This window comes from Propioniciclava sp. (assembly GCF_036744435.1).
Classification (GTDB): domain Bacteria; phylum Actinomycetota; class Actinomycetes; order Propionibacteriales; family Propionibacteriaceae; genus Propioniciclava.
Genome location: NZ_DAIOIA010000139.1, coordinates 1 through 7,388 on the forward strand (window position 1 = coordinate 1; position 7,388 = coordinate 7,388).

Sequence of the window (7,388 nt, forward strand, 5' to 3'; positions counted from 1 at the left end):
AGTCGTTCCCGATCCCGCCGAGTTTGTAGTGCAGGTCGGTGTGGCACACGCCGCACGCTTGGACCTTCACGACGGCCTCCCCGGGACCGGGGTCGGGGACGGTGATCGTCACTACCTCCACAGGCGCGTTCACGCTGCGGGCGATCACCGCTTGGCTAGTCCGTGGCATCAGTGCCTCCTCCTATCGGGTGCTGCAAGGTTCGCAGGAATGGGTTCTTTAGCGCTACAGAGCAGAGGCCGGTTGATCACTGTAACGATAAAGTCCACCATGGATGTCGAGGGGGTGATCGGCATGGGCCGGGTGACGCAAAAGGACGTGGCAGCGGTGATGGGCGTCTCCGTCATGACCGTCTCCAACGCGTTCAACCGCCCCGATCAGCTCTCCGAAGACCTCCGCGTCCGCGTCCTTCAGCGCGCCAAGAAGATGGGCTACTCAGGCCCCGACGCCGTCGCACGCCAGTTGCGCACCGGGCGCACCAACACCTATGCCGTGGTCTTCGACGAGGACCTGTCCTACGCCTTCTCCGACCCATTCACCGTGCTGTGGTTGCGCGGGTTCTCCGAGGTGATGTCCGCTCACGGCGCCAGCATCACCTTGCTGTCGGTCCCCGCCTCGGACCCCGCCTCGCTCGCCGCCGTGCAGGATGCCGCCGTCGACGGCCTCGTCGGGTTGTGCGGCGACAAACCAGCCGTCATCAAGGCCCGCGAACTCGGCCTTCCGACGGTGTACTGCACGCTCAGCGAGGATCTCCACAACGACACGTTCGTCGCCATCGACGATCGCGCAGCCGGACGCGACCTCGGCGCCCACCTGTACCGCCTCGGCCACCGCCGCGTCACGGTGCTCGCCGAGATCCCACGGCTCAGCGACACCGACCACGTCGAGTGGCATCCGGGGCAACTCGCCGACCAGGACGACCTGCCCCCGTGGGCGCTCGACTCACGCTCACGCCTGTTCGGCATGCTGGAAGGGCTCGGCGACGCGGACGTGCGCATCGTCTTGACCGGCCCCAACTCCCGCGATTCTGGCCGCAACGCCGGGGATGTCGTCCTGGATCGCCACGACCGACCCACCGCCGTCGTGGGCATGAGCGACATTCTCGCCCTGGGATTCCTCGACGCCCTCGCACAGCGGGGGTTACAGCCGGGCCGTGACGTCTCGGTCGCCGGGTTCGACGACATCGGAGAAGCCGCCCCAGCGGGGCTCACCACGATTCGACAACCCATCGCGGAGAAGGGCCGCGAGGCTGCCCGCCTCGTCCTCGACCCGCGCCGACCCAACCGTCAAATCATGCTGCCGCACCGCCTGATGGTGCGCGCCAGCACCGCACCCCTGCTCTAGACCACCCTTCACCGACCCGCAGAAAGGGACACCCATGTCCATGTACCTGTCCATCGGCTCCACCCTGCAGGAGATGTCGTCCACCCATGACGTTCCCGCCCGCGCCCTCCCGTGCCGCAGCGTCCAGGCCGCACCTACCACGGGACGCACCGCCCGCACGCTCGCCGCAGGCCTGCGGCGTCTCGCGTCCGCAGAACTGCGCTGGGCGTCCCACCTGGAGCGACGCGTCACCGACGTATCCCTGGCCTCCTGAGGACGGGCCGCGTGGCTCGATCAGCCGAGATCAGCCAGGGCCTGGATGGGCGTGGCTCGTCCGGCGCGACGCGCGGGCAATGCACTCGCAATAAGCGCCACCCCGACGGTCGCCAGCCAGGGGAGACTGCGCCTCAGGCGTCAACGATGAGCCACGTCAGCAACTCGTCGCGTCCGGAGATGTAGCGGAACAAGGCTGAGGGTGCCATGTCGATCCCGCGGGCGACCACCACTGTGGAGGATCAGCCGAAGCAGAGCAGCCAGTGGCTACGCGTTGCCGCTCAGTTCGACGGCCCACTTCTCCGCCTCGTCGGCGCGGCCGAGCCGCTTCAACACCGCGACCAGTTCGCCGCCGACCTCGCGGCGAGGCTCCTGCAGGTGGGCGAGCGTGAAGGCTTCGGTCGCGGACTCCAGCGCGTAGACCGCATCGACGTCGTCGGTGCGCAGCATTCCCAGCAGCCAGAACGCGTAGGCGGCATCCGCGTACTCCCCCGCGCGGGCGAACTCTTCCGCGATGGTTTCGGCGCGCTCGGGGGCGGTGGGATCACCCAGAGTCGCGGCGATACGAACGCGGGTGTCGGCGAGTCGACGCGCCTGCACGGCACGGGCGGCCCGCTCACGCTCGACGATGTCGTCGGAGAGTCCGTCGGGAAGCTCCTCCTCAATGAGTTCGCCGATCAGGGATTCCGCCAGGCGGTCGATCTCAGGAAGCTGCGTCACCTCGGCCCGGCGAGCCCACGCCCGCACCACGGGCGCAAAGAATCGCGCTGGTGTCGCGGCACCGCGCAACAGCGAAGCCGCCGACGCGAACTGGGCGCGCGCGCCCTCGTCGTCACCTTCGGCGGAGGCGAGCATCGCCGCCTCCGCATGGGCGAACCCTGCCGCCTGCAGACGGCCCACAGCCCGGTAGGCGTTCGCCGCAGCCACATAGGCGCGCGCCGCCGCTACCCGGTCCGCACCCGCCTGTGATTCCGCCCAGGCGAGGAGTTCCGCCGGGTCGTCGGGACCAGGCTGGCCCTGCGCAGCGTCGGCGTCCGCCCCCGCCGGGAAGGCGTCCGGGGAGGACGCCTGGGGTCGTGAGGGCTGGGCAGGATCCTCGGCACGTGGCGCGGGAGCCGCGCTCGCGACCGGAGCGAGGTGCTCACCGAAGACGGACAGATCCACAGGAAGGAACGTCGCGTCATTCCACACGGCCCAGGTGGCGTCCGTGAGCGCTGAGGTCTGGTTGCGCGCGTCAAAGGCGGCAGCCAAGGTGAGCGCCTCACCGCGCACCCACCGATCCAACTCGGCCACCGTCGCCGCCGGGACGCCGTGCAGTTCGATGGGCGTTGCGGCATGGTCGGCCGCCAGTAAGCCCGTGGCCGCGCCCACCGAACGCAGATACGTCCACCGGACATGCGGGGTGTCGCCCTCAAGAAGGAAACGCTGATCCTCCACCAGCTTCGCCAGAGCACGACTCGGGTTCCCGGAACGAGCAAGAAACTCCAGATGACGACCACGGATCGGGGCTGCCGTCACGTCCTGGGGCAGATGCTGGCGCGCTAGGCGGTGGGCGCGAGCCGCCCCCACCGCGTCCCCCACATGCAGGGAGGCGAGTTGCAGGTACGACAGCATGTCGCCCGGCTCCGTGGCGCATTCGGGGCTTTGCGGCAACACCTGCTCGACGAGCCGGATGCACTCCTCATAGCGACCGGTGCGATACAGGTGGGCCGCCCGGTCGCCGGGATCGCACGCCTCACATTGGGAGAAGTCGTCGCGTGGGGTCGAGGACCACTCCACGAAAAGATCCTCGGTGTCGGCTGCGCCACGCATCTGGGCCCAGCCGAACCGGCTCAGGGCGACGGCGTTCATCCCGTTGCCCGCCAGCGCGTAGCGGCGCTGCATGTCCGTGAGCGTGGTGTCGATCTGTGCGGCCGTGATCGCGGGGAACTCCATCAAATGCGCGACCATCCACTTGAACGACCAAAACAGCGAATGCTGATCCTGCTCGTCGAAGTACTCCGGGTGGGCGTCCCACCAGCGCAGCATCTGCGTGAAGGGCAGGAACGCCTTGTCGACCTCGCCGCCCCACGCATACCCCTCCACCGTGGTGAACAAGGCGTAAGCGCGCGCCTCCGGGGGGCCTTCGGCGGTAATCCGGTCAAGTTCGGCAGCCGACGCGGTACTGCGCGCGATCCCATAGGGCATCTCACGGATCCGGCTGATGGCGATGTTGGCTTCGGCAACGGAGCGAGTCATCGGTCGTCCTTCGTGGAAGTGGAGTCGCCCCCGAGCGCACGCTCCATGAGCAGCGACAGGGACTCGTTCATGAGCGTGACCTCGGCCGTCTGCAACGGCAACCCCGAGGCGAGCACGGTCGTCACATACAGCGAGCGGGTCGCGGCGTCCCGGACGTCACCGTCACGGGTAGCCAGCAGCGCCCGAACGGTGGCGGACGCATCGTTGAGGATGAGCCGACGCGGACGCGCGGGCTCGGTGAGCCCGGTGAGGATCTCACCCCACACGTCGTCGGAGGTGGCTGCCTCTGCGTGCGCGGCGCGGGCATGCTCACCGTCACGGTCGTCGATGAGGACGGCGGACAACTCGGGCGGGTCGTAGCGGCGGACCAGGATGTCGCAGTCCTGATCGGCGAGCGTGGCCCGCAACGCGACGACGGCGTCCAGGATCTCCAGTTCGCGCACCGGCTCCAGTTCGTCGAGGGTCCGCGCGATGTCGTCGGCGACCGCGGCGGCCAGCCCCAGTTCGCGGTGCCGGGCGGCGGCGCGTTCGAGGAGGTCGGCGTCATAGACGTAACCCCCGTTGACGACCACGATGCCCTTGTGGGCGGCCACGGCAGCGATCCGGCGATACTCCTCCAGGGAGCGGGTGAACAGCAGCCGGGCGTCCCCTGCGCGCTCAGCCAACTCGCGAAGCGTGCCCGCCCCCACCGTCGACTCGAACGGCAAGGTCGTGACCGCGAGGTCGAGCACCTCATCGTCCACCAACGCCAGCGCCCGCAACGCCAGGTGGTGCACCTCGACGAACCGGCGCGCCACCGGACCACCCGCGGTGAGCGTGTCGAGCACCCACGCCCGGACGCGTTCCCCCAGCGCCTCACGCGCCGCCAGCAACAGGTCGTCCTCGTAGAGACCCTCACGCGACGCAGTGGGCCGCAGCCCCGAGGCGTCCAGGACGCAGCGCACGAAGAAAGCCCACGGCGGGAGCACCTGGGTGACCCCCGAGGACAGCAGCATCCGTTTGAGATACACCCGATGATGGGCCACCGAGGTGGGTGCCACCGCCGCAGGAAGGACGAAGGCGACACCCGTCAGCCCAGCGATCGGAATCTCCACGTCAATCGAAGCCAGCGGCGTGAACCCCAGCGCCCGCTCGCTGTAGGACGCCAACGCAACGGTGCGTGCGGCATCGTTCGGGTAGGCGACACGCCAGGGCAGTTCGTCCCCGCTGAGGCGGCGACGGGCGAGCGAGCCGTCGTCGAGGCGCACCTCCAGCGCAACGTCGACAGGCAGCAGGCCGCCGAAGTCCTCCGCCAGCGCGGCCACCATGTCGGGAGCGAGCCAATGCTCGGCATCGCGCCGAGGAACCAGGCGGACAGCGCTGCCCGGCGCGCCTTCGAGCACGGCGATCGCCGGGTCGTCGTCGGCCAACTCCGTCAGCTCGTAGCGCCCATCGGTGAACCCGCGCCACCGGATCGCGGGCGAACGCTGCCCCTCGGGGCCCGGGCGTGCGCACCGGGACACGAGGTCGATCTCATCGGCGACCATGAACGCGGACAGCAGGCCGATGCCGAACTGTCCCAGGAACTCTTCGCGCCCCCCGCCCAGATCGGCGTCACGCTTGGACGAACGGCCGATCGTGGCGAGCAACTCACGGGCGTCGGCGGCGGTCAGCCCGATGCCGGTGTCGCAGACCTCCAGCCCGCCACCGGGGAGGGGACGCAGGTCGATGCGCTCGGGCGCACCCTCAGCCAGGGCGCGGCGTGCCGTGATCGCGTCAACCCCGTTTTGCAGCAGTTCGCGCAGATAGACGCGCGGGCTGGAGTACAGGTGCCGGGCCAGCAGATCGACGACGCCGCGCAGATCAACCTGGAAGGACTCTCCGCTCACTCGCCCTCGCCCTGATCACCTGGCTCGTCCACGATGCCCAGGTGCTCGCCCAACGCCTCGAAGAAGCGCAGGCCCGTGAAGAGCCCGGACGCGATGAACTGGCCGAGTTGGTCATCGGCGACCCCGTACTCGAGATCGAAGGACACCTCGGTGTAGATCGCGAGTTCGCCGCCCTCCTCCGCCGTGTAGGCCTTGGGCCACGGGCGGGAGCGATGGAAGTCGTCGGCGAACAGGAGGAAGTCTGCCTGGCGCTCGAGCGGCAGGGTGTGCTTCCAACGCCCGCGCACCTGCAGCACTTCGTCGTTGGAACCCAGGACGAAGAAGTAGAAGACGTTGTCGTCCCACGCCCCGCCCAGGTCGCCGTCGGAATCCTCGGAGAAGTACCACTCCTGCCGCGTCAGGAACGCTGCGATGCGCTCCTTGGTCAGCGGCGTGTTCGTTGTGTGCGGCGCGTCGTCCGGCTTGCTGAAAAACCCCATGGTGGCACGTCCTTCGTCGGTTGATCCCGGTCGAGTGAGCCCTCCTGGGTCACGCCGTCCGGGCGGCGGGTGTGGCTTCGCGCCAGTCTAGGGAAGGCCGCCGACAGGACGAAGCCCCGACCACCCTCAGCGCGGCCCGCCCGACGAACGCGCCACTCGCCTCACCACTCGATGCCGCGCTGCCCCTTCTGGCCGGCGTCCATCGGATGCTTGATCTTGGTCATCTCGGTGACCAGATCGGCGGCCTCGACCAGCGCCGGGTGCGCCCGGCGTCCGGTGATGACGACGTGCTGGAAGCCGGGACGCTGCGTCAGGGTCTCCACCACGTCGTCGACGTCCACCCAGCCCCACTCCATGAGGTAGGTGAACTCGTCGAGGATCAGCAGATCATGGGTTTGGGCGGCCAGGCGTCGCTTGACCTCCGCCCAGCCCTGGGCGGCATCGGCGGCGTGGTCAGAACCGTCGCCCTGCTTGCGCGTCCACGACCAGCCGGACCCCATCTTGTGCCACTCGACGGGACCCCCCTCGCCGGTCTCCTCGTGGAGGCGTCCCAGGCGCTCGAAGACGGTCTGCTCGCCGATGCGCCACTTGGCCGACTTCACGAACTGGAAGACCCCGATGTTCCAGCCCTGGTTCCAGCCGCGCAGCCCCAACCCGAAGGCGGCGGTCGATTTCCCCTTGCCGTCGCCGGTATGGACGGCCAGCAGGGGGCGGTTACGTCGCTGTTTGGTGGTGAGCCCGTCATCGGGAACGCTCAGGGGTTGTCCTTGGGGCATCAGGCGGCTCCGTTCTCGGCGGCAGGAAGGGTGGGGCGTTCGCGCCAGGCGTCCACGGCCCCGGTCAGGGCCTGAGCGCTCACGGCGTCCACGGCCACGTGTTCGGCGCCCAGCACGGACGCGAGCCGTCGCGCCAGGCCGAGCCGCAGCGGACCCGACTCACTGTCGATGACGACGGTGCTGACGCCCAGCCGGGCGATGCCGGACGCTGCCCGCTCGGCCCGTGCCACCGCGTCCGCACCCGCATTGGCGCGGCCGTCGGTGACGACGACCAGCAGCGGGCGGGTGCGCGGATCCCGGACGCGTTCGCGCAGGATCACCTTCGCGGCCAGTTCGAGGCCCTCGGCCAGCGGCGTTCGGCCCCCGGCGGGCAATTCCTCCAGGCGAGCGGCGGCGATGTCGATGGACCCGGTCGGTGGCAACGCGACGTCGG

Annotated in this window: 6 protein-coding genes and 1 pseudogene; 2 read left to right on the forward strand and 5 right to left on the reverse strand. The window is 69.4% G+C overall.

Translation table 11 applies throughout. The features are described from left to right. Window positions 1–268 precede the first annotated feature (268 nt). Both V7E09_RS13525 and V7E09_RS13530 read left to right on the forward strand, forming a co-directional pair. Window positions 269–1,342 carry a LacI family DNA-binding transcriptional regulator gene (locus V7E09_RS13525; protein WP_324512276.1) on the forward strand — a complete coding sequence of 358 codons (1,074 nt, stop codon included), beginning with the start codon at window positions 269–271 and terminating at the stop codon, window positions 1,340–1,342. Between the two features lie 34 nt (window positions 1,343–1,376). Beyond that, window positions 1,377–1,595: a hypothetical protein gene (locus tag V7E09_RS13530; RefSeq protein WP_324512275.1), complete on the forward strand. Its 219-nt coding sequence runs from the start codon at window positions 1,377–1,379 to the stop codon at window positions 1,593–1,595. A gap of 266 nt (window positions 1,596–1,861) precedes the next feature. Here the strand turns inward: V7E09_RS13530 and V7E09_RS13535 are convergent, their stop codons facing one another. The 5 genes and pseudogenes from V7E09_RS13535 to V7E09_RS13555 form a co-directional block, all read right to left on the reverse strand. Further along, window positions 1,862–3,832 (reverse strand): hypothetical protein, encoded by a 1,971-nt coding sequence (locus V7E09_RS13535; protein WP_324512274.1) that lies wholly within the window; start codon window positions 3,830–3,832, stop codon window positions 1,862–1,864. After that, the gene (locus V7E09_RS13540) at window positions 3,829–5,700 is read right to left on the reverse strand and encodes an HSP90 family protein (protein ID WP_324512273.1); all 1,872 of its coding nucleotides are present in this window, start codon (window positions 5,698–5,700) and stop codon (window positions 3,829–3,831) included. Before V7E09_RS13540 ends, V7E09_RS13535 begins: the two co-directional genes overlap by 4 nt. Beyond that, window positions 5,697–6,179, reverse strand: a complete 483-nt coding sequence (locus V7E09_RS13545) for a YbjN domain-containing protein (RefSeq protein WP_324512272.1) — start codon at window positions 6,177–6,179, stop codon at window positions 5,697–5,699. The genes V7E09_RS13540 and V7E09_RS13545 overlap by 4 nt, the downstream gene beginning before the upstream one ends. A 161-nt stretch (window positions 6,180–6,340) precedes the next feature. Next, window positions 6,341–6,955 (reverse strand): cob(I)yrinic acid a,c-diamide adenosyltransferase, encoded by a 615-nt coding sequence (cobO, locus tag V7E09_RS13550; protein ID WP_324523544.1) that lies wholly within the window; start codon window positions 6,953–6,955, stop codon window positions 6,341–6,343. Further along, window positions 6,955–7,388 (reverse strand): annotated as a pseudogene (locus V7E09_RS13555) (magnesium chelatase); the annotation flags it as partial. The pseudogene V7E09_RS13555 and the gene cobO, both read right to left, overlap by 1 nt.

Bases quoted from the DNA above. Each gene is read 5' to 3' on its own strand.
- V7E09_RS13525 (WP_324512276.1), top strand. From the start codon at position 269: ATGGATGTCGAGGGGGTGATCGGCATGGGCCGGGTGACGCAAAAGGAC.
- V7E09_RS13530 (WP_324512275.1), top strand. From the start codon at position 1,377: ATGTCCATGTACCTGTCCATCGGCTCCACCCTGCAGGAGATGTCGTCC.
- V7E09_RS13535 (WP_324512274.1), bottom strand. From the start codon at position 3,832: ATGACTCGCTCCGTTGCCGAAGCCAACATCGCCATCAGCCGGATCCGT.
- V7E09_RS13545 (WP_324512272.1), bottom strand. From the start codon at position 6,179: ATGGGGTTTTTCAGCAAGCCGGACGACGCGCCGCACACAACGAACACG.
- cobO (WP_324523544.1), bottom strand. From the start codon at position 6,955: ATGCCCCAAGGACAACCCCTGAGCGTTCCCGATGACGGGCTCACCACC.